Annotated in this window: 23 protein-coding genes; 12 read left to right on the top strand and 11 right to left on the bottom strand. The window is 53.7% G+C overall.

The window, feature by feature from the left end:
• Nucleotides 1-82: 82 nt before the first annotated feature.
• Nucleotides 83-967 carry a LysR substrate-binding domain-containing protein gene (locus DBY68_RS06570; protein ID WP_108473845.1) on the bottom strand — a complete coding sequence of 295 codons (885 nt, stop codon included), beginning with the start codon at nucleotides 965-967 and terminating at the stop codon, nucleotides 83-85.
• 115 nt (nucleotides 968-1,082) lie between these two features.
• On the opposite strand from DBY68_RS06570, the gene DBY68_RS06565 reads away from it, so the two are divergent.
• Nucleotides 1,083-2,564, top strand: a complete 1,482-nt coding sequence (locus DBY68_RS06565) for a UbiD family decarboxylase (protein WP_108473846.1) — start codon at nucleotides 1,083-1,085, stop codon at nucleotides 2,562-2,564.
• Nucleotides 2,565-2,678: 114 nt separating this feature from the next.
• The gene (locus DBY68_RS06560) at nucleotides 2,679-3,497 is read left to right on the top strand and encodes a pyridoxal phosphatase (RefSeq protein ID WP_108473847.1); all 819 of its coding nucleotides are present in this window, start codon (nucleotides 2,679-2,681) and stop codon (nucleotides 3,495-3,497) included.
• Here DBY68_RS06560 and modC read toward each other — a convergent pair whose 3' ends face one another.
• From modC to DBY68_RS06540, 4 genes are all read right to left on the bottom strand, one after another.
• Nucleotides 3,498-4,556 (bottom strand): molybdenum ABC transporter ATP-binding protein ModC, encoded by a 1,059-nt coding sequence (gene modC, locus DBY68_RS06555; RefSeq protein WP_108473848.1) that lies wholly within the window; start codon nucleotides 4,554-4,556, stop codon nucleotides 3,498-3,500. It lies immediately after the preceding gene.
• Between the two features lie 3 nt (nucleotides 4,557-4,559).
• Nucleotides 4,560-5,249, bottom strand: coding sequence for a molybdate ABC transporter permease subunit (modB, locus tag DBY68_RS06550; protein ID WP_108473849.1), 690 nt, complete (start codon nucleotides 5,247-5,249; stop codon nucleotides 4,560-4,562).
• Nucleotides 5,246-6,022, bottom strand: coding sequence for a molybdate ABC transporter substrate-binding protein (gene modA / locus DBY68_RS06545; RefSeq protein ID WP_108473850.1), 777 nt, complete (start codon nucleotides 6,020-6,022; stop codon nucleotides 5,246-5,248). The genes modB and modA overlap by 4 nt, the downstream gene beginning before the upstream one ends.
• 155 nt (nucleotides 6,023-6,177) lie before the next feature.
• A complete protein-coding gene (locus tag DBY68_RS06540; protein WP_108473851.1) occupies nucleotides 6,178-6,327 on the bottom strand; it encodes an AcrZ family multidrug efflux pump-associated protein in 150 nt (49 codons plus the stop codon).
• Nucleotides 6,328-6,455: 128 nt separating this feature from the next.
• Here DBY68_RS06540 and modE point away from each other — a divergent pair, with 128 nt between their 5' ends.
• The 8 genes from modE to gpmA all read left to right on the top strand — a co-directional run bounded on the left by modE (nucleotide 6,456) and on the right by gpmA (nucleotide 15,343).
• Nucleotides 6,456-7,244 carry a molybdenum-dependent transcriptional regulator gene (gene modE / locus DBY68_RS06535; protein ID WP_108473852.1) on the top strand — a complete coding sequence of 263 codons (789 nt, stop codon included), beginning with the start codon at nucleotides 6,456-6,458 and terminating at the stop codon, nucleotides 7,242-7,244.
• A 67-nt stretch (nucleotides 7,245-7,311) separates the two neighbouring features.
• The gene (gene modF / locus DBY68_RS06530) at nucleotides 7,312-8,781 is read left to right on the top strand and encodes a molybdate ABC transporter ATP-binding protein ModF (RefSeq protein ID WP_108473853.1); all 1,470 of its coding nucleotides are present in this window, start codon (nucleotides 7,312-7,314) and stop codon (nucleotides 8,779-8,781) included.
• A gap of 165 nt (nucleotides 8,782-8,946) precedes the next feature.
• Nucleotides 8,947-9,864, top strand: a complete 918-nt coding sequence (locus tag DBY68_RS06525) for a DUF2167 domain-containing protein (protein ID WP_108473854.1) — start codon at nucleotides 8,947-8,949, stop codon at nucleotides 9,862-9,864.
• Between the two features lie 249 nt (nucleotides 9,865-10,113).
• Nucleotides 10,114-11,130: a UDP-glucose 4-epimerase GalE gene (gene galE / locus DBY68_RS06520; protein ID WP_108473855.1), complete on the top strand. Its 1,017-nt coding sequence runs from the start codon at nucleotides 10,114-10,116 to the stop codon at nucleotides 11,128-11,130.
• A 9-nt stretch (nucleotides 11,131-11,139) separates the two neighbouring features.
• Nucleotides 11,140-12,186: a galactose-1-phosphate uridylyltransferase gene (gene galT / locus DBY68_RS06515; protein WP_108473856.1), complete on the top strand. Its 1,047-nt coding sequence runs from the start codon at nucleotides 11,140-11,142 to the stop codon at nucleotides 12,184-12,186.
• Nucleotides 12,187-12,188: 2 nt separating this feature from the next.
• Nucleotides 12,189-13,337: a galactokinase gene (gene galK, locus DBY68_RS06510; RefSeq protein WP_108473857.1), complete on the top strand. Its 1,149-nt coding sequence runs from the start codon at nucleotides 12,189-12,191 to the stop codon at nucleotides 13,335-13,337.
• Nucleotides 13,331-14,371 (top strand): galactose-1-epimerase, encoded by a 1,041-nt coding sequence (gene galM / locus DBY68_RS06505; RefSeq protein WP_108473858.1) that lies wholly within the window; start codon nucleotides 13,331-13,333, stop codon nucleotides 14,369-14,371. The genes galK and galM overlap by 7 nt, the downstream gene beginning before the upstream one ends.
• A gap of 219 nt (nucleotides 14,372-14,590) precedes the next feature.
• Nucleotides 14,591-15,343 carry a 2,3-diphosphoglycerate-dependent phosphoglycerate mutase gene (gene gpmA / locus DBY68_RS06500; RefSeq protein WP_015965286.1) on the top strand — a complete coding sequence of 251 codons (753 nt, stop codon included), beginning with the start codon at nucleotides 14,591-14,593 and terminating at the stop codon, nucleotides 15,341-15,343.
• 32 nt (nucleotides 15,344-15,375) lie between these two features.
• Here gpmA and DBY68_RS06495 read toward each other — a convergent pair whose 3' ends face one another.
• The 5 genes from DBY68_RS06495 to aroG all read right to left on the bottom strand — a co-directional run bounded on the left by DBY68_RS06495 (nucleotide 15,376) and on the right by aroG (nucleotide 21,607).
• Nucleotides 15,376-16,143 (bottom strand): ABC transporter ATP-binding protein, encoded by a 768-nt coding sequence (locus DBY68_RS06495; RefSeq protein WP_108473859.1) that lies wholly within the window; start codon nucleotides 16,141-16,143, stop codon nucleotides 15,376-15,378.
• Nucleotides 16,140-17,198 carry an iron ABC transporter permease gene (locus tag DBY68_RS06490; RefSeq protein ID WP_108473860.1) on the bottom strand — a complete coding sequence of 353 codons (1,059 nt, stop codon included), beginning with the start codon at nucleotides 17,196-17,198 and terminating at the stop codon, nucleotides 16,140-16,142. The genes DBY68_RS06495 and DBY68_RS06490 overlap by 4 nt, the downstream gene beginning before the upstream one ends.
• A gap of 18 nt (nucleotides 17,199-17,216) precedes the next feature.
• Entirely contained in the window at nucleotides 17,217-18,206 is a 990-nt protein-coding gene (locus DBY68_RS06485) for an ABC transporter substrate-binding protein (protein ID WP_108473861.1), read from the bottom strand.
• Between the two features lie 10 nt (nucleotides 18,207-18,216).
• The gene (locus DBY68_RS06480; RefSeq protein ID WP_108473862.1) at nucleotides 18,217-20,388 is read right to left on the bottom strand and encodes a TonB-dependent siderophore receptor; all 2,172 of its coding nucleotides are present in this window, start codon (nucleotides 20,386-20,388) and stop codon (nucleotides 18,217-18,219) included.
• A gap of 166 nt (nucleotides 20,389-20,554) precedes the next feature.
• The gene (gene aroG / locus DBY68_RS06475; protein ID WP_108473863.1) at nucleotides 20,555-21,607 is read right to left on the bottom strand and encodes a 3-deoxy-7-phosphoheptulonate synthase AroG; all 1,053 of its coding nucleotides are present in this window, start codon (nucleotides 21,605-21,607) and stop codon (nucleotides 20,555-20,557) included.
• 316 nt (nucleotides 21,608-21,923) lie between these two features.
• On the opposite strand from aroG, the gene DBY68_RS06470 reads away from it, so the two are divergent.
• Both DBY68_RS06470 and zitB read left to right on the top strand, forming a co-directional pair.
• A complete protein-coding gene (locus DBY68_RS06470; protein ID WP_108473864.1) occupies nucleotides 21,924-22,304 on the top strand; it encodes a YbgS-like family protein in 381 nt (126 codons plus the stop codon).
• Nucleotides 22,305-22,416: 112 nt separating this feature from the next.
• Entirely contained in the window at nucleotides 22,417-23,361 is a 945-nt protein-coding gene (gene zitB / locus DBY68_RS06465) for a CDF family zinc transporter ZitB (RefSeq protein WP_108473865.1), read from the top strand.
• On the opposite strand, the gene pnuC is transcribed toward zitB, so the two are convergent.
• Complete coding sequence (gene pnuC, locus DBY68_RS06460; protein WP_108473866.1) at nucleotides 23,358-24,077, bottom strand: nicotinamide riboside transporter PnuC; 720 nt, start codon at nucleotides 24,075-24,077, stop codon at nucleotides 23,358-23,360. The two genes, zitB and pnuC, sit on opposite strands and share 4 nt — an antisense overlap.
• Nucleotides 24,078-24,082: the final 5 nt, after the last annotated feature.

The following is a 24,082-nucleotide window of genomic DNA, read 5'->3' as shown; positions in this document are numbered from 1 at the left end:
ATAATTTAGCACATCATTTCTTCTGCTTTATGCAAGATTAAAAGTATAGACCCTGCATCTCCACAAGCGTGGACAGGCCCGGTCACAGGCGCTGAAGCGTCGTAAGGAACTTTTTTAGCACTTCCGAGCGAACAATCCGGTGGCACACCAACGTCAGCTCGCTCTCGTTGAGCCTATCAATAATGTCAATATAGGCCACATTTTCCAGGCGTACGGCGGTTGCAGAGATCGGTAGCAGCGCAATACCCAATCCTGCTGAAACCAGGCTGATGACCATAGAGACTTCAGTCGCGTATTGTACGACTCTCGGATGAAAACCCGCCTGACGACACGCATCATGAAAATATTGCTCCAGACCGATACCCTCAGGATCGCGCAGCGTTATCCACTCATCGTCCTTGAGAGAAGCGAGCGTTAGCGCCGCCGAACCGGCAAGAGGATGCTGACAAGGCAGCGCGAGGACGGTTTTCTCTGAGGCGAAGGTTTTACATTGCAACTCTTCAGGTAATAAAGGTAATGGCGCACGAATAATAGCCGCATCCAGTTGGTTTCTTTGTAGCGAGGCGTACAGCGTTTGTACATTCCCCGTGGTCAGCGAAAGCGTAATATTCGGCCACTGCGCATGTAACGTGCGTAAAACTGCAGGCAGTTTTTCATCGAGCATCGCGCTTGAGACACAGCCCAGATTCAATACCCCTTGCTCGCCACGTGCGGTTTGGCGGGCATCAAGGATGGCCTCGTCAACCATATGCAGCGCGACTTTCGATTTCTGCAGAAAGGCTTCACCCGCCGGAGTCAGCGTTAAACGGCGGTGCGCGCGATGAAAGAGCGTAACCCCGAGACGTTCTTCCAGCGTTTTGATCTGCTGGCTCAGCGCAGGCTGCGCCATATTCAGGCGCTCAGCAGCCCGGTGCATGTGCAGCTCTTCGGCAACGGTAATAAAGTGGCGCATGAGTCGAAATTGCATCAGCCACTACCTCATAAAATTGATATGAATTTTATTATCAATTTAGCATTAATGATGCAATTGATGACATTCCTCTTTCGCATAAAAATAGGGTTATTCATTTTAAGGAGGATGTATGGAACAGCAGATTAACGATTTGAGAAGCGCCATTGCCGTGTTACAACAGCATGAAGGCCAATACAGAGAAACAGACCATCCGGTTGATCCTAAAGCAGAACTCGCCGGCGTTTATCGCTACATCGGCGCGGGCGGTACGGTAAAACGCCCTACCCGAACTGGCCCGGCGATGATGTTTAATAGCATTAAAGGCTACCCTGATTCGCGTATTCTGGTCGGGATGCACGCCAGCCGTGAACGCGCAGCGCTGCTTCTCGGCTGCAAGCCTTCCGAACTGGCACAGCATGTGGGTCAGGCGGTAAAAAATCCCATCGCGCCGGTCGTGGTTCCTGCCGAACACGCACCATGCCAGGAGCAAGTCTGGTACGCTGATGACCCTGACTTTGACCTGCGCAAACTGCTTCCCGCCCCCACCAACACGCCCATTGATGCCGGGCCTTTTTTCTGCCTGGGCCTGGTTTTAGCCAGCGATCCGCAGGACGCGTCGCTGACGGATGTCACTATCCATCGCCTGTGTGTACAGGAACGGGATGAACTGTCGATGTTCCTGGCCGCAGGACGGCATATCGAAGTCTTCAGAAAAAAAGCAGAAGAGGCCGGTAAGCCTTTACCGGTGACCATTAATATGGGGCTCGATCCAGCAATTTATATCGGTGCCTGCTTTGAAGCGCCGACCACGCCGTTTGGTTATAACGAATTGGGCGTTGCGGGTTCGCTTCGTCAATCTCCGGTCGAACTGGTGCAGGGCGTGGCGGTAAATGAAAAAGCGATCGCCCGCGCGGAAATTATTATTGAAGGGGAATTACTGCCAGGCGTTCGCGTTCGTGAAGATCAGCACACGGATTCCGGACACGCGATGCCGGAGTTTCCCGGTTATTGTGGTGAAGCTAACCCTTCCCTGCCGGTCATCAAAGTGAAAGCGGTCACCATGCGTCGTCAGGCTATCCTGCAAACACTGGTCGGGCCCGGAGAAGAGCATACAACGCTTGCCGGTCTGCCCACGGAAGCCAGCATCCGAAATGCCGTGGAAGAGGCCATTCCTGGTTTCCTGCAAAATGTCTATGCGCATACGGCAGGCGGCGGTAAATTCCTGGGGATTTTGCAGGTCAAAAAACGTCAGGCTTCCGATGAAGGACGCCAGGGGCAAGCCGCGCTCATTGCACTTGCCACCTATTCCGAGCTCAAAAATATTATTCTCGTCGACGAAGATGTCGATATCTTTGATAGCGATGACATCCTTTGGGCGATGACGACACGCATGCAGGGCGATGTCAGCATTACGAACTTACCGGGGCTCAGGGGTCATCAGTTGGATCCTTCCCAGTCACCTGAATACAGTCACTCTATTCGCGGTAACGGCATTACCTGCAAAACCGTGTTTGACTGCACGGTACCCTGGGCGCTGAAATCAAAATTTGAACGCGCACCCTTTATGGAACTGGATCCCACCCCCTGGGCACCGGACTTATTTGAGAAATAATGGACGGGTCGTCATTTTAGCGGGCAATGCGGAATTTGCCCGCGCCATTTTGCTGCACAGGCGAGTCGGTGTACCATCCTGGGCAGTGATTTTAATCTGACTTGAGACCCTACTATGACTGCACGTGTGATTGCCCTGGATCTGGACGGTACCCTACTCACTCCGAAAAAAACGCTCCTGCCTTCCTCGCTGGAAGCGCTGAAGCGCGCGCAAGAGGCGGGATACCAATTGCTCATCGTCACCGGGCGCCATCACGTTGCCATTCACCCGTTTTATCAGGCGCTGGCGTTAGAAACACCGGCAATTTGCTGTAACGGCACCTATTTGTATGATTATCATGCGAAAAAAGTGTTAGAAGCCGATCCTATGCCGGTCGACAAAGCACAGCAGCTTATCGCGATGCTGGATGAATATCACATCCATGGCCTGATGTATGTGGATGACACCATGATGTATCAGTATCCCACCGGGCATGTCGTACGTACCAGCAACTGGGCGCAGTCTTTGCCGGAAGCACAGCGTCCGTCCTTCACCCAGGTCGATTCTCTGGCACGGGCCGCGAGCGAGGTGAAAAACGTCTGGAAATTTGCCCTGACCGATGAAGACCTGCCGAAACTGAGAAAATTCGGCGAGCAGGTTGAAGAGACGTTACAGCTTGAGTGCGAATGGTCATGGCACGATCAAGTGGACATCGCTCGCCAGGGAAACAGCAAAGGCAAGCGTCTAACCCAGTGGGTGGAATCACAAGGGTTGTCGATGAAAGACGTCATCGCGTTTGGCGATAACTTCAACGATATCAGCATGCTGGAGGCGGCTGGAATGGGGGTAGCGATGGGAAATGCCGACGACGCGGTGAAAGCGCGCGCCAACGTGGTGATTGGCGATAACACCACCGATACCATCGCCGAATTTATCTATACCCGCTTGCTGTGATCAGGCAGTAATCGACACGCTCTTGATTTGCGCATAGAGCCATTGGCCTGGCTTCACCGCCAGGTCATCCCTCGCCCACGGGCTAATCCGCGCCCACAGCGTTCTGCCGCTGACGTCTAACTGCACTTCCACTTGGCCATTATTATCGTAACATTGCATCACTTTGGCGTGCAGCACGTTGCGGATACTGGTATGCGGTGAGGGTTGCAGTACCAGCGAAACATCCGTTGCCTGAATACGTACGCGCACGGCAGAGTGAAGCGGGCGCTCAAGTTTATTCACCCACACATGCTGATCGCCCAGCGCCAGAGCGGTCATCGCGTAATGCGGATGATGCTCCAGCACCGTGACGCGTAAAATCGAACTTTGCTGATCCTGCGGCAGCCAGGGATGCATCACGCTGCTGCCCCAGACTTCCTCCAGATTACCGAAGGCTTTAACCTGACCGGCTTCCAGTACCAGCACTTTGTCCGCCAGATGAAGAATTTCATCCAGCGAGTGGCTGACATAAAGCATCGGAATATTAATCTCACGCGCCAGGCGTTGCAGATACGGCAGCAGCTCGCGTTTACGCGGAATATCCAGCGAGGCGAGCGGTTCATCGAGTAGCAGAAGTTCTGGCGCGGTGAGCAGCGCCCGACCAATCGCCACGCGCTGTTTCTCGCCACCGGACAGGCTTCCGGGCAGACGCTCGAGCAGTGCTTCAATCCCCAGCAGCGCCACCAGTTTATCAAACTGGCTCTCCATGCTTTTAGCCATGCCATACCGCAGATTGCCGCGCACTTTATAGTGAGGAAAAAGACGCGCATCCTGGAAGACATAGCCCACGCGGCGTTTTTCCGGGGCCAGGCAGATGCCTTTTTCGGCATCATTCAGCACACGATCGTTAAGCACTATGCGCCCTTTCTCGGGGCGAGTCAGACCGCTGATGGCATTAATTAGCGACGTTTTCCCCGCGCCGGATACGCCAAATACGGCGGTGATCCCACTGGCAGGCAGCGATTCATGAATAGTCAGGCAGTGCGAGCCCAGCGTTTGGCTAAAGTTCAGTTCGAGCATGCGTTACGCCCCAATCCGTTGACGGCTCACGCGCGCCAGCCATTCTGAAATCATCAGAGAAATCAGCGCCAGCGCAATCGAGATAAGACACAGCCTTGCCGCCGCGCTTTCACCACCAGGCGTTTGAATCAGGGTGTACATGGCGGAAGGAATGGTGCGGGTTTCGCCAGGGATATTGGAGACAAAGGTAATGGTTGCCCCGAACTCGCCCAGCGAGCGGGCAAACGCCAGTACGGTGCCGACGATGATTCCGGGTAGCATCAGCGGCAACGTAATGGTGCAAAACACCCGCCAGCGCCCCGCGCCCAGCGTTCTTGCTGCCTGTTCCAGTTTGATGTCCACCCCTTCCAGCGCCAGACGAATCGCGCGTACCATTAGCGGAAAAGACATCACCGCTGCGGCCATCACGGCCCCGCGCCAACTGAAAGCAAAGGTCAGGCCGAACCAGTCATAAAGCCAGGCACCGATAAAACCGCGTCGCCCCATCGCCACCAGCAATAAATAACCCACCACCACCGGCGGCAACACCAGCGGAAGATGGATGAATCCATCGAGTAAGGCTTTACCGGGGAAATTACGCCTCACCAGCAGCCAGGCAAAGAAGATACCAAAGGGCAAACTGAATAACACCGCGAGAGTTGATACTTTCAGGCTCAGCAACACCGCCTGCCATTCGGGATCCGTCAATATCATTGTTGTGTGGTAAATCCGTAACGTTTAAAGATGGCTGAAGCCTGCGGCCCTTGCAGATAGTCGTAGAACGCGGTCACGGTAGCCTTTTTATGACCGTCGATAATCGCCAGCGGGTATTCCACTCTCTTATGGGAATCTTCCGGGAACGTACCGACCACTTTCACGCCTTTGCTGGCCACAGCGTCAGAGCCGTAGACGATACCCAGCGGTGCTTCGCTGCGCTCTACCAGCGCCAGTGCGCCACGCACATCTTCCGCCGGGGCCAGTTTTGGTGACAGGGTATCCCAGGCACCCAGTTTTTGCAGCGCTTCTTTCGCATAAATGCCCGCCGGCACGTGATCCGGATCGCCTACCGCCAGACGTCCGTCCTTCAACAGGTTCGTCCAATCGGTTTTGGCATTAATGGTTATATCGCCCTGCGCGCTGGCCTTAGGCGCGACCACCACCAGACTATTGCCGAGCAGCGTTTTGCGCGTCGCCGTGTCGATAGACTTTTTATCTACCGCGTAATCCATCCATTTCTGGTCGGCAGAAATAAAGAGATCCGCAGGTGCCCCCGCTTCAATCTGACGCGCAAGCGTAGAAGAAGAGGCAAACGAAGAGACGACATCCACGTTCTTCTCTTTCTTATACGCTTTGGCAATATCCTGCATTGCATTCGTCAGCGATGCTGCAGCGAAAACGGTGATTTTGCCGTCATCCGCCAGGGCGTGGCCCGCCACTGAGAGCGCAAGCGTAGTCCCTGCAACCAAACGTAACCATGAACCTGCCATTTGAAACTCCTGTGAATATCGTTGTATATCGACAAATATAGCGACAAGCCAGACCGTTTCCTAGCGTTAATTCATTACTTTTAAGGGGTATTATCGGCAAAAATGCGGGGAGCTTGAAAGCAAAACGCCCGGTATAGACCGGGCGTTGGGGGAAATCAGTGGTTCTGCGGGCGATTATCTTTGTGACCAACGCCAGAAAAGACGTTGAACACTTCACCGAGTCCGTAAATCGCCCCCATAATGATTGCCATTACGATAGGTACCATGATTACGGCAAAAACCAGACTTTTCAGCAGTTCTAACATGGTTTACTCCAGACATTACGTTTACCTTATTGTAACCATCTTCAGGAGAAAAACACTCCCTTTTGTGCGATGCGCTTTGCCCTTGCCATCATTTCAGTCACAATAACCCCTTTTTCAGGACGCTCTTTATGCAGGCAGAAATTCTCCTCACCCTCAAGCTTCAGCAACGTCTGTTTGCCGACCCGCGTCGCATCTCGCTGTTGAAACAAATTGCGCAAACCGGCTCCATCAGCCAGGGCGCGAAGAACGCCGGCATCAGCTATAAAAGCGCCTGGGATGCCATCAATGAAATGAATACGTTGAGCGAACAGTCTCTGGTGGATCGCGCAACGGGCGGGAAAGGCGGCGGCGGCGCGGTGCTGACGCGTTATGGCCAGCGTCTTATTCAGCTTTACGACCTGCTGGCACAAATTCAGCAAAAAGCGTTCGACGTGCTGAGCGATGATGACGCCCTGCCCCTCGATAGTCTGCTGGCCGCCATTTCCCGTTTTTCCCTGCAAACCAGCGCCCGCAACCAGTGGTTTGGTACCGTCACCCGTCGCGACCACCAGCAGGTGCAGCAGCATGTGGATATTTTATTGGCCGACGGTGAAACCCGTCTGAAAGTTGCCATCACCGCGCAAAGCGGCGAACGCCTTGGTCTGGATGAAGGCCAGGAAGTACTGGTGCTGTTGAAGGCGCCTTGGGTCAGCGTTACGCGCGATCCGTCGCAAGCCCGCGATGCGGACAACCAGCTTGCCTGTCGTATCAGCCATATCCAGCGCGGCACCGAACAGTGCGAGGTACTAATGACGCTGCCGGACGGGCAGACTCTGTGTGCGACATTGCCGCTAAAGAAAGCCGAAGAACTGGAAGAAGGTGCCGAGGTCACAGCATATTTTAATGCTGACCGCATCATTCTCGCCACGTTGTGCTGATGCCATTGACATCATGATGTGAAAGACGTATCCCTGATAAAAATCGCTGCAAAAAATGGGATACACAATGTCATCATTGCAAATTTCGCAAGGCACGTTTCGTCTTAGCGACACCAAAACGCTAAAAATTGAGCAACTGACCCTGCGCGCCGGTGAAAGCTGGGCGTTTGTCGGGAGCAACGGTAGCGGCAAATCAGCACTCGCCCGTGCGCTGGCGGGAGAACTGCCGCTCCTTTCCGGAACCCGCACGTGTCAGTTTACACGTATCACCCGCCTCTCCTTCGAGCAATTGCAGAAACTAGTGAGCGAGGAATGGCAGCGCAACAACACGGATTTGCTCAGCCCCGGCGAGGATGACACTGGCCGCACTACCGCAGAAATCATTCAGGATGAGGTCAAAAACGCGACACGTTGCGCAGCGCTCGCCGACCGTTTTGGCATCAGCCATTTACTGGAAAGGCGCTTTAAATATCTCTCTACCGGCGAAACGCGCAAAACCCTGCTGTGTCAGGCGCTGATGGCGGAACCCGATTTATTGATCCTCGATGAGCCGTTTGACGGGCTCGACGTTGCCTCCCGCCAGCAACTGGCAGAGCATCTCGCCAGCCTCAGTGAGGCCGGTTATACGCTGGTGCTGGTTCTCAACCGCTTTGATGATATCCCCGATTTTGTGCCCTTTGCCGGGGTGCTGGCCGAATGTTCACTCATCGAAACTGGCGAAAAAAATGCGCTGCTGGCGCAAACGCTCGTCGCCCAACTGGCACACAGTGAAAAACTGAGCGGCATGACTTTGCCCGAGCCTGACGCCCCTTCTGCACGTTTGCTGCTTGCCGACGATGAAGCACGCATTGTGCTGCGTGACGGCGTCGTCTCCTATAACGATCGGCCCATTATCAATCACCTGAGCTGGACAGTTGGGCCCAACGAGCACTGGCAGATTGTCGGCCCTAACGGTGCGGGGAAATCGACGCTGTTAAGCCTGGTGACAGGCGACCATCCGCAGGGTTACAGCAACGACCTGACGCTGTTTGGCCGCCGTCGCGGCAGCGGCGAAACCATCTGGGATATCAAGAAACATATCGGCTACGTCAGCAGTAGTCTGCATCTGGATTACCGCGTTAGCACCACGGTACGTAACGTCATTCTTTCCGGTTATTTTGACTCCATCGGCATTTACCAGGCGGTGTCGGATAAACAACGTAAGCTGGTCGATCGGTGGCTCGCGATTCTCGGTATGAATGCGCGTACCGCCGATGCGCCGTTTCACAGTCTGTCATGGGGACAGCAGCGGCTGGCGCTTATCGTTCGTGCGCTGGTCAAACACCCGACGTTGCTGATTCTTGATGAACCACTGCAAGGGCTGGATCCGCTCAACCGCCAGCTGGTGCGCCGCTTTATTGATGTGTTGATCAGCGAGGGGAAAACGCAGTTACTGTTTGTCTCACACCATGCGGAAGATGCGCCAGACTGTATTACCCATCGATTGGAATTTATTGCCGAGGGTGAGGGATATCGCTACCAGGTAGGTAAAATATAAATATCAGGGTTCCCTTTGAGGAGCCCTGATTATATATAAAGGCAACCTTAATCCTGTATTAACAAAATCTAAAAAGTGAAAACAGAGCGTCAGGAATAGAATCCCAACGCTCTTTTAATTTTAGCGCTGACAATGACGTCGGCTGTGTTATTTACAGGAAAATACATGAATCTGTCGTTTAGGTTTCCCCACGCACATTGCATTTTTTTCAGTTTCCTTTTTGCATTATCTTTTCAGGTTTTTGCGGCGAATCAACCAGAACCGCAGCAAGCCGAAGACCCCGCCGAGATTGCCTTTGCCGCCATGCAGCGTGTAGCGGTTCCCGGCCCGGCGACCATCCCATTGGGCAAAAAAGCCTCCATTCAATTACCCAAAGATTATGTCTATTTCCCGCCGAAAGAATCGTCCGTATTTATGACGGAGCTGGGAAATTACGTCGACGATGAGAATTTTTATGGTTTGGTGTTCCATAAAAATATCGATGGCTTTATTTCTATTGATTATGACAATTCCGGTTATATCAAAGATGATGATGCAAAAGACTGGGATGCCGATGAATTACTCAAAAGCCTGCGTGAAGGAACAAAAGAGGGCAATAAAGATCGCGTGAAAAAAGGAATTCCGGCAATAGAGGTCATTGGCTGGGTCGAAAAACCCACCTATGATGCTACAACTCACCGTTTAATCTGGTCTGCCGCGCTGCAAGACATTGGCAGCAATGTGCCCGTGAACGAACAAGGCGTTAACTACAATACTTATTTGCTGGGTCGTGAGGGTTACTTCGAGCTGAATCTGATTACCGATCGCGGCAGCGTGGAAGCCGCCAAACCGTTGACGAAAACGCTGCTTAATACGGTCAGCTTTAACCAGGGTCAGCGTTACAGCGACTACAACGCTAAAACCGATAAACTGGCTGAATATGGTTTGGCCGCACTCATTGGAGGTATTGCCGCGAAAAAAGTTGGCCTGTTGGCGATGATTGGCATCACGCTGCTTAAATTCTGGAAAATTGCTATGTTTGGCCTGATTGCCGCAGGGGCAGGGCTGAAACACTTGCTGTTCCGTAAAAAATCTGACGACTAATCACCCCCTCCCCGGTTGCGCCAGTGCGGCTTGACTGCGCGGGCGCAACGTCAGACGTTACACAAAAAATCAGTGCCCATTTTTAAGATTTATACGATAAGACGTAACCAACTGATAAATAAAAAATATTAACTAACATCGCGTTGATTTATTCAGTGTAAACGATTCCACTAATTTATCCCATGTCACACTTTTTCCTTCTCTGGTATGCTATCTTCATTACATACCATATGCCTAATGGAGCGAAAAATGAGAGTACTGGTTACGGGTGGTAGCGGTTACATTGGAAGTCATACCTGCGTGCAACTGCTGCAACAGGGCCATGATGTCATCATTCTTGACAACCTGTGTAACAGCAAACGCAGCGTCCTACCGGTGATCGAACGTCTGGGCGGCAAAAAAGCCACGTTCGTGGAAGGCGATATTCGCGATGAAGCATTGATGACCACGATCTTAACCGATCATGCCATCGAGGCGGTGATCCACTTCGCGGGTCTGAAGGCTGTTGGCGAGTCGGTACAAAAACCGTTGGAGTATTATGACAATAACGTCAACGGAACACTACGACTGGTTTCTGCCATGCGTACCGCGAATGTCAAAAACTTCATTTTCAGCTCCTCTGCGACCGTTTACGGCGACCAGCCTAAAATCCCTTACGTTGAAAGCTTCCCTACCGGCACGCCGCAAAGCCCGTATGGCAAAAGCAAACTGATGGTTGAACAAATTCTGACCGACCTGCAAAAAGCGCAGCCGGACTGGAGCATTTCGTTGCTGCGCTACTTTAACCCGGTGGGCGCACATGCGTCTGGCGATATGGGTGAAGATCCGCAGGGCATCCCGAATAATCTGATGCCGTATATCGCGCAGGTTGCCGTTGGCCGCCGCGAATCGCTGGCCATTTTCGGTAACGACTACCCCACGCCTGACGGCACGGGTGTACGCGACTACATCCACGTGATGGACCTCGCCGATGGCCACGTCGCCGCGATGGAAAAACTGGCGAACAAAGCCGGTGTGCATATCTATAACCTCGGTGCCGGCGTAGGCAGCAGCGTGCTTGACGTGGTGAACGCCTTTAGCAAAGCCTGCGGCAAACCGATTAACTACCATTTCGCTCCGCGTCGCGATGGCGACCTCCCGGCCTACTGGGCCGATGCCTCCAAAGCTGACAAGGATCTGAACTGGCGCGTAACCCGTAATCTCGATGAAATGGCGCAGGACACCTGGCACTGGCAGTCCCGTCATCCTCAGGGATATCCAGACTAAGGATTTGTGATGACGCAATTTAACCCCGTCGATCATCCCCACCGCCGTTATAACCCTTTAACGGGGCAGTGGATTTTAGTTTCACCGCATCGCGCAAAACGCCCCTGGCAAGGGGCGCAAGAGACACCGTCAAAACAGACGCTGCCCGCGCACGATCCGGACTGTTTTTTATGCCCGGGCAACACCCGGGTGACGGGTGACAAAAACCCCGACTACACCAGCACTTACGTCTTTACTAATGATTTCGCCGCGCTGATGACCGACACGCCGGATGCGCCGGAAAGCGACGATCCGCTGATGCGCTGCATGAGCGCGCGCGGCACCAGCCGCGTAATCTGCTTCTCGCCAGATCACAGCAAAACGCTGCCGGAATTAACGCTACCCGCATTGCAAGAGGTGGTGAAAACCTGGCAGGAACAAACCGCCGAGCTGGGGCAGATGTACCCATGGGTACAAGTCTTTGAAAACAAAGGCGCGGCGATGGGCTGCTCAAACCCACATCCGCACGGTCAGGTCTGGGCCAATAGTTTCCTGCCAAACGAAATCGAACGCGAAGATCGCCTGCAACGTACCTATTTTGCCGAGCAGGGTTCTCCGATGTTGGTCGATTACGTTCAGCGTGAACTGGCAGACGGCAGCCGTACCGTGGTGGAAACCGAACACTGGCTGGCTGTAGTGCCTTACTGGGCGGCCTGGCCGTTTGAAACGCTGCTGCTGCCGAAGACACATATTCTGCGCATCACCGACTTAACGGCTGCCCAGCGTGACGATCTGGCGCTGGCGCTGAAAAAACTCACCAGTCGTTACGACAACCTGTTCCAGTGCTCCTTCCCCTACTCCATGGGCTGGCACGGTGCGCCGTTTAATGGCGAAGAAAATCCGCACTGGCAGCTGCACGCGCACTTCTACCCACCGCTGCTGCGCTCCGCCACCGTGCGTAAATTTATGGTTGGCTATGAAATGCTGGCAGAAACTCAGCGCGACCTGACGGCAGAACAAGCCGCCGAGCGCCTGCGCGCGGTCAGTGATATCCATTTTCGCGAGTCCGGAGAATAACAATGAGTCTGAAAGAAAGAACACAATCCCTGTTTGCTGAAAAATTTGGCTACCCTGCTACTCACGTCATCCAGGCTCCAGGCCGCGTTAACCTGATTGGCGAACACACTGACTATAACGACGGTTTTGTGCTGCCTTGCGCTATTGATTACCAGACGGTGATCAGCTGCGCACCACGTCAGGATCGCACCGTTCGCGTGATTGCTGCCGATTACGATGACCAGACCGACGAGTTTTCTCTCGATGCGCCTATCGTCACGCATGACAGCCAACAGTGGTCTAACTATGTGCGCGGCGTGGTGAAACATCTGCAAAAACGCAACGCGGGCTTCGGTGGTGCGGATTTAGTGATTAGCGGCAACGTGCCGCAGGGTGCGGGCCTCAGCTCTTCCGCCTCGCTGGAAGTGGCGGTCGGCACCGTGTTCCAGCAGCTGTATCATCTGCCGCTGGATGGCGCGCAGATTGCGCTAAATGGTCAGGAAGCCGAGAACCAGTTCGTGGGTTGTAACTGCGGCATCATGGACCAGCTGATTTCTGCCCTGGGTAAAAAAGATCATGCGTTGCTGATCGATTGCCGCACATTAGGCACCAAAGCGGTGTCTATGCCTAAGGGCGTAGCAGTGGTTATCATCAACAGTAACTTCAAACGCACGCTGGTCGGTAGCGAGTACAATACGCGCCGCGAACAGTGTGAAACGGGTGCACGTTTCTTCCAGCAGCCCGCCCTGCGTGACGTGACGCTGGATCAGTTCAACGCGGTCGCCAGCCAGCTTGATCCGATCGTTGCAAAACGCGTGCGTCACGTGCTGACGGAAAATGCCCGCACAGTCGAAGCCGCCGAGGCGCTGGAAAAAGGCGACCTGAAGCGTATGGGTAAACTGATGGCAGAATCTCACGCCTCTATGCGTGACGACTTTGAAATCACCGTACCGCAAATTGATACTCTGGTTGAGATTGTAAAAAACACAATTGGCGATCAGGGCGGCGTACGTATGACTGGCGGCGGTTTCGGCGGCTGCATCGTGGCGCTGGTGCCAGAAGAGATGGTGGATGCCGTACAGCAGGCGGTGGCCGATCAGTATGAAGCCAAAACCGGTATCAAAGAGACGTTCTACGTCTGCAAACCTTCACAAGGAGCTGGACAGTGCTAAGCGAAACACCAACCCTGGCCCCCGACGGCCTTCCCTACCGCCTCGTCACTCTGCGCAATGCGCAGGGTGTTGTGGTGACACTCATGGACTGGGGCGCGACGCTGCTCTCGGCCCGTATTCCGCTGGCGGATGGTTCAATCCGCGAGGCGCTGCTTGGCTGCGCCTCTCCGGAACAGTATAGCCAGCAGGCCGCCTACTTCGGCGCATCCATTGGCCGTTACGCCAACCGTATCGCTAAAAGCCGCTTTACGCTGGAGGGCAAAACCTATGCGTTGACCCCAAGCCAGGGCGAAAACCAGCTGCACGGCGGCACCGAAGGGTTTGATAAACGTCGCTGGGCGATCAGTAACCAGAATGATAACGAGGTGCTGTTCACGCTGACGTCCGACGATGGCGACCAGGGTTTCCCCGGCACACTTAACGCCTCAGCGCTTTATCGCCTGACAGAAGATAACCGTATCGCTATCGAGTATCGTGCAACGGTCGATAAAGCCTGCCCGGTGAACATGACCAACCACGTCTACTTCAACCTGAATGGCGAACAGAGCGATGTTCGCAGCCACAAGCTACAGCTACTGGCGGATGCTTACCTGCCGGTGGATGAAATGGGTATTCCCCACGACGGCCTGAAGGATGTGACGGGCACCAGCTTCGATTTCCGCCAGCCAAAGGCAATATCCACCGATTTTCTGGCCGATGGGGATCAGCAGAAAGTAAAAGGTTACGATCACGCCTTCCTGTTACAGGCGAAGGGGGATGCTTCTCAGGTTGTCGCCCGCCTGTGGTCGCAGGATGAGAAATTGCAGATGAAGGTCTATACCTCAGCGCCTGCGCTGCAATTTTACTCTGGCAACTTCCTCGACGGCACCCCATCACGCGGCAGTGAACCTTATACCGCCTGGCAAGGTCTGGCGCTGGAAAGCGAGTTCCTGCCCGATAGCCCGAATCACCCGGAATGGCCGCAACCCGATTGCGTGCTGCGCCCTGGTGAAGAGTATGTGAGTTTGACGGAATATCAATTTATTGCCGGATAACGTCCTGGCCGAGTGTTGTTCTGACAGTCGGCCATGATTTTTTTTCGCATATTGCTGAATTTAACAGCAGATACAGACAAATTCACAACCCTGCATTCACAACCACCTTACACTCAGCCGCTATTTTCGCTATGGTTATGCATAAGCGTTGCCGTCGAGCCGATCGCGGCAATATAATGAGAATTGTTATCATTCAAATAAAGCTTGAGGAGTGAGAGTATGGCTGTAACTAAGCTGGTACTGGTTCGTCACGGTGAAAGTCAGTGGAACAACGAAAACCGTTTTACCGGTTGGTATGACGTTGACCTGTCAGAGAAAGGCGTTGGCGAAGCGAAAGCGGCCGGTAAACTGCTGAAAGCTGAAGGCTACACCTTCGATTTTGCTTATACCTCTGTGCTGAAACGTGCCATTCATACGCTGTGGAACGTACTGGACGAGCTGGATCAAGCGTGGCTGCCGGTAGAGAAATCCTGGAAACTGAACGAACGTCATTACGGCGCGCTTCAGGGTCTGAACAAAGCGGAAACCGCAGCAAAATATGGTGACGATCAGGTGAAACAGTGGCGTCGTGGCTTTGCCATCACTCCGCCAGAGCTGACCAAAGATGACGAGCGTTATCCGGGCCACGACCCGCGTTATGCCAAACTGACCGATAAAGAGCTGCCGGTTACCGAAAGCCTGGCGCTGACCATCGATCGCGTTGTGCCATACTGGAACGAAACCATTCTGCCACGCATTAAAAGCGGTGAGCGCGTGATCATCGCCGCTCACGGTAACTCCCTGCGTGCGCTGGTGAAATACCTGGATAACATGGGTGAAGAAGAGATCATCGACCTGAACATCCCAACCGGCGTACCGCTGGTATATGAGTTCGACGAAAACTTCAAGCCGATCAAACACTACTATCTGGGCAATGCTGACGAAATCGCGGCGAAAGCGGCGGCCGTGGCAAACCAGGGTAAAGCGAAGTAATTCGCCACAATCGGGCAGCTACGGCTGCCTGATTACTTTTCTATCACCCCATCCAGAATCACCTGCGCTTTTCCCTGCGAACAATGCTCAATTCGCCCGCGTACGCCGTATACTTCGGCCAGACTTGCTGGGGTAATGACCTTTTCGGGTGCACCGCTGGCAATCAATTTCCCCTGTTTAAGCATCAGCACTTGCGCCGCATGGTGTAAGGCAATGTTAATATCATGAACGACAACCAGTGTGACCATCTTACGCGTCTGCGTCTGGCGTTGAATCACATCCATCACGTGAAGCTGATAGTTGAGATCGAGGGCACTGAGCGGCTCATCGAGCAATAAAAGCGAGGGGCGACGAATCAGCGACTGGGCAAGTCCGACCAACTGCTTTTGCCCTCCGGAGAGTTGGTCGAGATAGTGCAGCGCCAGATGCGAAATTCCTAACGCTTCCAGTAGGCCGATAGCCTGCGTTCGCTCTGGTTCACCCCCCGATGCACGTTGGGCGACAATCACTGACTCCAGCACCTGTAAATGCACGCCCTGAGGTAAAGATTGCGGCATAAACACCACGTTATCCGCCCGGCGGGCAAAGGGTAGTGTCAGCAAATTCACGCCATCTAACCGTGCCTCACCGCTGGCGCGGTTAAGTCCGGCCAATGCACGCAGAAGCGTCGATTTTCCACAACCGTTCGGGCCCAGTAAAATCGTCACCTCCCCACGCCTTAGGGTTTCAACATTCAGATTCTCAATAATTTGTCGTTTTGCGTAGCCTGCATTCAGCCCGTTTATCGTTAGCCCACTCATGACATATTTCCTCTGTGGCGCATCACGATACTTAAAAAGAAAGGCACACCTACCAACGAAGTCACGATACCGACGGGCAGGATCACACCTGGAATAATATTCTTCGACGCTATTGATGCCAGCGACAGCACCAGCCCCCCCACCAGCACACTGCCCGGTAAATAAAAACGGTGATCTTCTCCCAGTAACAGACGCGCAATATGCGGCGCAACCAACCCGATAAAGCCAATCGGCCCGACAAACGCCACCGCGAGTGCCGCCAGCAGACTGATGCGCAGCAACGAGCCCAGCCGCAACCGGCGAACGTCTATCCCAAAACTCATCGCTCTCTCTTCACCCAGTCGTAACGCCGTGAGTTGCCAGGCGCGACACATCGACCACGGCAAGATAATCGCCATCGCCGCACCCAGTACCGCCAGTTTTTCCCAGGAGGCGCGGGCCAGGCTGCCCATTGTCCAGAACACTAGCCCCTGTAACGTATCTTCATCGGCAACAAACTGAATGATGGAAACCAGCGCATTGAAGGTGAAAACCAGTGCGATACCAAACAGAACCACCCCGGAGCTCGGCACGCGTGTCCAGCGGGTCAGGCCGTCAAGTAACAGCGCCGAAAGCAATGCAAAGAGAAATGCATTGGCAGGGATAAACCAACTCTCCGCCACCCCGGGAATGCCGATGCCCAGCACAATCGCCAGCGCGGCACCAAAGGCAGCCGCGGACGATACGCCCAGCGTGAACGGACTTGCCAGCGGATTGTTGAGGATAGTTTGCATCTCTGCGCCCGCCAGCCCCAACCCCATTCCCACCAACAGGGCCATCAGCGCATACGGCAAACGAATATCCCAGACGATAACGCGTATACCGGTTGGTGCGTCAGCAGGGTGAATCAGCGTTTGCAACAGGGAATGAACAGAGAGCCCGGACGGGCCGAGCGTAAAATCGAGCAGCAGCGAGGCAATAATAGCGATAAAAATAGCCACCAGAATCGCCAGACGCTGACGGAGCACCTGCCGGTAGCGGGTCTCCACCGGCAGGGTATTTTCCATCACAGACATCATTTTCCTTACCGCACATTAGCGTGACGGATTGAGCACATCATCCACCTGCGCATCACTCAGCGTCAGGCCAAAGAATTGCTGATAAAAATCATGCGTTTCTTTATGCATATCCACATCACTAAAGCGTTCCGGATAGAGTGTTTTCGCCAGCCACAGGAACTGTAACGCCTCTTCGCTGGTTTCCCGACACCACCAGAACATCCCTTTTGGGTTCACGTAAACGCGGTGATGGATCACGGCGTCTATGCCCGCCCACTGAGGCGACGTGAGGATAGACTCGGCGTCGCGTTTATTCATGGCCACAATCACCGCTGGATTGGCGGTGACGATGTTTTCCATCGCCACTTCACCAGAGCGATTCTGCTTCGTGCCACCGAACCAGTTTTCAGCAATATTTTTGCCGCCTGCCAGATCTATCCAGTCCTGATTCAGCGATGGCCTGCCCGTGGTGGTTAGCGGATTTCCCATACTGTGGTAGAGCGATACGCGTTTAGCCGCAGGAAGATCTTTCAGACGCCCGGCAACCAGCGCCACATTGCGGTCAAAGTAGCGTTGATAGGCCTGCGCTTTTTGTTGTGCATCCGGCCCCAGCACGGCTGCCGTTTGCTGCACGCGATGGGTCAGTGCCTGCATGGAATTAGCCTCGAACGCCAGCACCTGCACGCCCGCCTGTTCCAGCAAATCCTGTTGCGGCACCACCATGTTATGCGGCACAAACAGCGTATCTACGCCCAGCGAAATAATTTGTTCCGGGTTAATTTCGTGACCGCTGTTGACGCTCACTATCGGTACCTTTTCAATGCCGGGCAGGCTCTGGCGAAACAGGGGGATTTTTTTGGCAATTATCGATGTGCCAACAATGTTATCGCCATAACCCAGCATGGCGATAATGGTGTTTTGCGCAGGCCACGGCGACGCAATACGCACCTCCTTGTGCGTATTTTCTGCCTGCAGGGTGGCCGCCAGAAACAGCGCCAGCGCGGGGAGTAAACGAGAAAATTTCATTACCTGTCCGTTAGAAATCAAAGGTCACGGAAGCACGAACTTCACGGCCGCTGCCGATAAACGCGCTCGGAGAGCCGTTATCGCCATCGGTGCCTGACGGGAAGATAGACGCCCAATAATGTTTATCAAACACGTTGTTTACCACCACACGGAAGGTTGTCGGCACGTTACTCACTTTGGTGGCGTAACGCGTGCCCAGATCCCAGGTGGTGTAGCTGCTGGCATAAGACGTGTTGGTATCGTTCGCCGCACGTTTTCCCGTGTAGTGAACATTGGCGCTGTAAACCCACTGCGGGATTGACGGCAAGCTGTATTCTGCCAGCAGGTTAGCCTGTACTTTCGGCACGCCGACAACTTGTTTGTCCTGGGTGGCAGAACTGGCGGTATCTTTCAGTTTCGGATCGAGGAAGGTGACGCCACTATAGATGTTCAGCCCCTGCCATACGTTCCCGGACGCGGTCAGTTCCAGGCCGTTGTTAACCTGATTGCCCTGTTCTTTATAGACGTTATCCGTGTCGAGATAGGCAAACGGACGTTCCAGGCGGAACAACGCCGCGCCCAGATTCATCCCGGCAACGTCAGATTTCAGGCCCACTTCATACTGTTTACTGCGATACGGGTCGAGCGTCTGACCTGCATTTTTCACGCTATCGTCTGTGGGTGCAGTCCCGCCCTGCTCCAGCGAATCGGCATAGCTAACGTAAGCCATGGTGTTGGGTGTGATTTTGTACATCAGCGCCACGTTCGGGCTTAAACCGTCTTCATCGACCTGGCTGGTTTCATTACCGTGATTATCGTAGTTTTTGGTCTGTAACCAGCTCTGGCTCAGGTAGAACATCGCTGACCATTGTGGCGTAAAGGTCACGGTGTCACCGAGCGTGATGCTCTGCTGGGTGTTCACGCTGGAACGATAACGCGGGCCACCGGTTCTGATTTTGCCATCGCCCTGTTCTTCCATACCGTCCGGGTTATACATATTGGTGGTCGCCCAGCTGTAGCTGGAACCCGTGCCTTTCGCACTGTACAGCGACCAGACATAACCGGTAGTAGAAAGAGAAAGGTCGTGACCGATAGATCCGGTATCGATATGGCCGTTCAGCCCGGCGGTGTTGCTCAGCACACGGAAACGCCCGGCGGCGGTAGAATCCTTCATTGAGCGTGAGATATCGCCCTGGCTGTTGAGGATTTTACTGGAGACGCTGCGCATTGCGCGGTCGGCTTGCTGCCAGCCCACACCTGCATTCATTGACCAGTCATCGTTAAAGTAGTGAATCAAACGTGTGCTGATGGTATCGGTCGTCAGGTCGTTACCTGCCGTACTCAGTGCCAGATTTTTATCTTTTGGATTTGGCGCGGAAGGCAGCTTGACGTTCGGGCCGTAGCTAAAGCTGCCAGCATAGCCTTTCTGAATAAACTCATAGTGGCTGGCATCCAGTTGTAACTGTGTACCCGGCTGAATATTCCAGTCGAGTGCCACGGAAACCAGCTTGCGGCGCAGCGTGCTGTCATCAACATTGCCCTCGCCTTCCTGATCCAGCAGGTTGACGCGGTAACCAAAGCGTTTTTCATCATCAAAATGACCGCCCAGATCGGCATGACCCGTAAATGCGCTGCGGCTTTGGTAACCGAGCGTGACCTTACGCAGCGTCTCTTCGGTTGGACGTTTCGCCACAAAGTTAAACTGCCCTGCAGGGCTTGCCGGGCCGTACAGCGCACCGGTCAAACTATTGAGCACATCCATACGTTCCAGCATTTCAACCGGAAACGCCGTTGTCGATACCACGTTCAATCCGTCAAGACGGCTGTTGGCAACCACGCTCCCCTGCATACCGCGGCTTTGCGGGCGGCCGACATCCATCCCGCCACGCGCCTGCATCTGCGTACTCGGAGAATATTTCAGCATCTCACTGACGCTCTGCGCCTGCTGATTTTCAATCATCTCTTTGGTGACGGTGGTGGAAGAATACGGTGTATCAACCCAGGATTTTGTACCCAGCGGGCCAACATCAATATCATTCGTTTTGAACCCCGCTCCGGCAGCAGAATCAGTTGTATCAGCCGCAGTGTTACCGGTGACAACCATTTCATCTTCAGGAGTGGAACTGGACGCGGCATGCGCGTGAAGCGGTGCCAAAGACGCTAATGCTGGCAGAAGCGCAGCGAGTGTTATTTGAGTTTTCATGTATCACTAGTCGTTATATAAAACTCTATATTACGATCGAGGGAAACAAATATTTATGATCAAGATCACGCTGAAATAGCACAATTAGCTCACTAACCATTCATGGTTATAATATTTCGAGCATAAAAAAACCGGCTCAAGGCCGGTTTCGAGGAGATTTTATCCGTTAACCGCGACGCGCTTTTACCGCTTCTGCTAGCTGACGCAAAATGGTTTCAGTATCTTCCCAGCCAATGCAGGCATCGGTAATACTTTTACCGTAAACCAGTGGCTCGCCGTTGTCCGGGTTCTGATTGCCTTCCACTAAATGGCTTTCAATCATCACGCCAATAATGGTTTTCTCGCCGCCTGCGATCTGCTGGCAGACGTCCGCGCCCACTTCCATCTGTTTTTTGAACTGCTTGCTGGAGTTGGCATGGCTGAAGTCGATCATCACTTGCGCAGGGAGATCGGCTTTTTTCAGCGATTCTTTAACGCTCGCCACGTGAGCGGCACTGTAGTTCGGCTCTTTGCCGCCGCGCAGGATGATGTGACAGTCGCCGTTACCGCTGGTGTTAACGATAGCGGAATGCCCCCATTTGGTGACAGAGAGGAAGCAGTGCGGCGCCCCCGCGGCATTGATGGCGTCAATGGCCACTTTCATGGTGCCATCGGTACCGTTTTTGAAACCGACCGGGCAGGAAAGGCCAGAGGCCAGTTCACGGTGCACCTGAGATTCTGTGGTACGCGCGCCAATTGCGCCCCAGCTCATTAAATCGGCCAGGTACTGTGGGGTAATCATATCAAGAAACTCACCCGCTGCCGGCAGACCCGTATCGTTGATATCAAGCAGCAACTTACGCGCGATGCGCAGGCCGTCGTTGATTTGATAACTGTGATCCATATGCGGATCGTTAATCAGCCCCTTCCAGCCCACCGTGGTGCGCGGTTTTTCAAAATAGACACGCATAACGATTTCGAGCGAATCATTCAGCTCTTCACGCAGCGCCAGCAGGCGTGACGCGTACTCTTTCGCTGCGGACGGATCGTGGATAGAACACGGGCCAATCACCACCAGAAGACGATCGTCGTTGCCTTTCAGGATTTTATGAATCGCTTTGCGCGCACGGGAAACCGTATTAGCAGCGTTTTCTGTGGCGGGGAATTTCTCAAGGAGTGCGACCGGAGGCAATAACTCGTTGATCTCTTTAATACGTAAATCGTCGTTCTGATAATTCATGTTCGTTCCAGTGTTGCCATACTTATATGATTGAATGCAATCCCCTCAATCTATAACTTTCACCAGAAAGTGTAAACGGGGTTTTACACTTTGCGCAGAATAATCCTGGAATTACCCTAAAAAACGCCAGAAAGTAGCGAATAACGAGATCTAACCTACAATTTTTAACTGTAAAGACTCTGTTTTATTATTTTTTCGAGATTCTCTACTGGCTTAATCCGCCTGTGACGACATCTTTAACCATGCCTGCCACCCTCGCTGGCATAAGTACGTCGGAAGATGCTATCCGGTACTGAATACATAACAGGAGCACCTTATGAAAACGACTAAACTGGCCACACTTCTTCTTACCGCTACCCTGAGTCTCGCCAGTGGCGCGGCTCTGGCTGCCGATGCGGGCGCGCAAAGTAATAATGGTCAGGCGAATGCCGCCGCTGACGCCGGGCAGGTCGCCCCTGATGCAAAAGAAAACGTTGCACCAAATGGTGTTGATAATAGCCAGATTAACACCGGCTCTGGCGGCACTATGCTCCACCAGAATGGGTCGGCCAGCGGCCATGACGGTATGACCAAAGATGAAGTGCACAAAAATTCCATGTGCAAAGACGGTCGATGCCCGGATATCAACAAGAAAGTTGAAACCGGTAATGGCGTCAATAACGATGCTGAAACCAAAACGGACGGTACCACTCAGTAACGTACTGATACGCGTCGCTAACAGGAGAGCTTATGCTCTCCTTTTTTATTTTGTTGGCGCAAAAAAGGTATGATGTCATACAGTTAACAAAAGCATAAAAACGGATGACATTATGGCGCACTCACACTCGCACACTTCCCCTCACCTGCCCGAAGACAAAAACGCCCGCCGATTGCTGCTGGCATTTGTTATCACCGCTGGTTTTATGGTGGTGGAAACTATTGGTGGGGTCATTTCTGGTTCGCTGGCGCTACTGGCTGATGCCGGGCATATGCTGACCGACTCCGCCGCGCTGCTGTTTGCGCTGCTGGCCGTCCACTTTGCACGCCGTCCGCCCAATGCCCGCCATACGTTTGGCTGGCTGCGCCTGACAACCCTCGCAGCCTTCGTGAACGCTATCGCACTGGTGGTCATTACCATCCTGATCGTCTGGGAAGCGATTCAACGCTTCTATCATCCGCAGCCCATCGCCGGGGCGACCATGATGATCATTGCCGTCGCGGGCTTGATTGCCAATATTCTTTCGTTCTGGATCCTGCATCGTGGTAGCGAAGAGAAAAACCTCAATGTTCGCGCAGCGGCACTACACGTGATGGGCGATCTGCTGGGATCGGTGGGCGCGATTGCGGCCGCGGTGGTGATTATGATGACGGGATGGACGCCTATCGATCCGATTCTGTCCGTGCTGGTCTCGTGCCTGGTGCTGCGTAGCGCGTGGTCGCTGCTGAAAGAGAGCGTTAATGAACTGCTGGAAGGCGCGCCGCGGACGATGGACGTTCAGGCGCTGAAACGCGATCTGCGCCGGGCCATTCCCGAAGTTCGCGACGTGCACCATGTTCATGTCTGGCTGGTAGGAGAAAAGCCGCTTATGACACTGCATGTTCAGGTGGTACCGCCACACGATCATGATGCGCTTCTGGATCGCATCCAGCACTTTCTTGAACATCACTACCAGATTGAGCACGCGACCATCCAGATGGAGTATCAGCCCTGTAGCGGCCCGGAATGCCATCTCAACGAGACGACAGCCGGACACGGGCATCATCACCATCATTAATGAGAAAACGCGCGAGAGCCTCGCTCACGCGCGCTGTTCATCCACAGTCGACTACCGTTAAGCGCGATAAAGGTCAAAATCAGGTATTCCAGCGACATGGCGTACACGCCCTGCAAGGCAAAAATCACCACGCTGATCACGTTGATGATCACCCACAGCAGCCAGTTCTCCACGTATTTGCGTGTCATCAGCACCATCGCCACAATCGACAACACCATCATGCAGGAATCCCAGAACGGGAAGGCGTCAGGCTGCAGCGTGGGCTGGGTGACGTTCAGGCCAAAGAACTGCATCACGTTCACCGCCACGCGCGTCAGGAAAGCAAACACCGGGTCGATATAAACCGTCATCAGGCCAATCGCCACCACACAGGCTGCCAGCCAACCGATGGCTTTCGGCTTTGGTAGCCAGCGAATTTGCAGTTCCGCTTCATGCTGAGTCGTTTGCCGCGACCAGGCATACCAGCCATAAATATTTGCCGCAAAGAAGAAGAGTTGCAGCAGCAGGCTGGCATAGAGCTGAATCTGGAAGAAAATAATCGCGAACAGAGTGACGTTCACCAGCCCGAAAAAGTAGTTCACGATTCTTTCCAGGCTTGCCAGCCAGATACACAGTAGCCCCGCTACGGTGCCGACGGCTTCAATCCATGAGAGATCATAACCGCCCGCGCCAATAGGGATGTGCACCAGAATGTTTTGCGTACTAAAGAAATCCATTTTAT

It is taken from the genome of Pseudocitrobacter sp. RIT415 (assembly GCF_003057695.2).
In the GTDB taxonomy this organism is placed as follows: Bacteria; Pseudomonadota; Gammaproteobacteria; order Enterobacterales; family Enterobacteriaceae; genus Pseudocitrobacter; species Pseudocitrobacter faecalis.
This window is presented reverse-complemented; position numbering and strand designations above follow the sequence as displayed.